General features: G+C 56.3%; 2 protein-coding genes. Both read right to left on the bottom strand.

Going from position 1 to position 1,383, the window contains the following annotated elements; translation table 11 throughout:
- Window positions 1-449, bottom strand: a 449-nt coding sequence (locus tag JX325_RS16785; RefSeq protein ID WP_204792166.1) for a GDP-mannose 4,6-dehydratase, incomplete at its 3' end; no start/stop codon positions are given.
- Complete coding sequence (gene rfbA, locus JX325_RS16780; protein WP_204792165.1) at window positions 446-1,318, bottom strand: glucose-1-phosphate thymidylyltransferase RfbA; 873 nt, start codon at window positions 1,316-1,318, stop codon at window positions 446-448. The genes rfbA and JX325_RS16785, both read right to left, overlap by 4 nt.
- Between the last annotated feature and the right edge of the window lie 65 nt (window positions 1,319-1,383).

Here is a 1,383-nt window from a genome sequence, read left to right as displayed (position 1 = left end):
CCGCTCTCCCCCAGCGACCCGTATACCTCATCCGTGGAGACCTGGAGAAACCGGACACCGGGCTGATAATTGCGGCAATGCTTGTCCCCTGGAGCAAGGCTCCAGCAGGTACGGGTGCACTCCAAAAGCGTCTGCGTTCCCTGCACATTTGTCGAAACAAACGCATCCGGCAACACGATGCTGCGGTCCACATGCGTCTCGGCGGCAAAGTTCACAACCGTATCCACCTCAAATTTGCGCAAAGTCTCGCTCACCTGTTCCGCGTTTCGGATATCGCCTTTTACAAAGGTATACCGGCTGTCCTTCTGGATGTCTTTTAGATTCTCCAGATTTCCGGCGTAAGTCAGCGCGTCGAAATTGATGATCTCGCAGCCGCTGTGTTCCAGCAGGTAATGGATAAAGTTGGAGCCGATAAATCCCGCTCCGCCAGCCACCAGAATGCGTTTCATGTTCCGTCACCTACCAATGACAAAATGTATTTCCCGTAATCCGTGGACTTTGCCGCCCAGCCAAGCTGATAGAACTGCACGGAATCGATGAAGCCTCGCCGCCAGGCAATCTCCTCAATGCAGGAAATGTAAAACCCCTGCCGGGACTGCACCGCTTCCACATACTCCGACGCTTTCAGAATTCCCTCCGGCGTCCCGGTGTCCAGCCACGCAATTCCCCGGCCAAGCAGGGTCACGTTCAGCCGTCCCTGGCGCAGAAATTCCTGATTGACCGACGTGATCTCCAGCTCCCCCCGGGCGGACGGTTTAATCTGCCTGGCAATTTCAATCGCACTGTTTTCGTACAGGTAAAGCCCCGGAACGGCATAGTTGGATTTTGNATGCTCCGGCTTTTCCTCCAGGGACACAACGCGGTTCTCCGCGTCAAATTCCACCACACCGTATGCCTGCGGGTTTTTCACCGGGTAGCCGAAGATGGACGCGCCCTCCAAGCCCTTCCAGGCGTCCATCAGCACAGAAGTCAAGTTGTGACCATAGAACACATTGTCGCCCAGGATGAGGCAGATCTGATCGCCGTCAATGAACTTCTCGCCAATCAACAGGCTCTGCGCCAGGCCCTGGGGCTTTTCCTGGGCGGCGTACTGGATATTCACGCCCAGCCGGGACCCGTCGCCCAGGAGCTGGCGGTACAGCGGGAGCGCCTGAGGCGTGGAGATCAGCAGGATGTCCCGCAGGCCCATCAGCAGAGGGACGGACAGGGGATAATAAATCATCGGCTTGTCGTAAATCGGCAGGAGCTGCTTGGAGATTACGGTGGTCATGGGGTAGAGCCGCGTCCCCAGGCCGCCCGCTAAAATGATTGCTTTCATTTTTCACGCCATCCCCATATGTAGTAAGGCGCTTCATCGCCTGTGTTGAATAGAAGATCCAAACC

Origin of the sequence: Oscillibacter sp. CU971, assembly GCF_905219725.1 — a bacterium.
Taxonomy (GTDB): Bacteria; Bacillota; Clostridia; order Oscillospirales; family Oscillospiraceae; genus Oscillibacter.
This window is presented reverse-complemented; position numbering and strand designations above follow the sequence as displayed.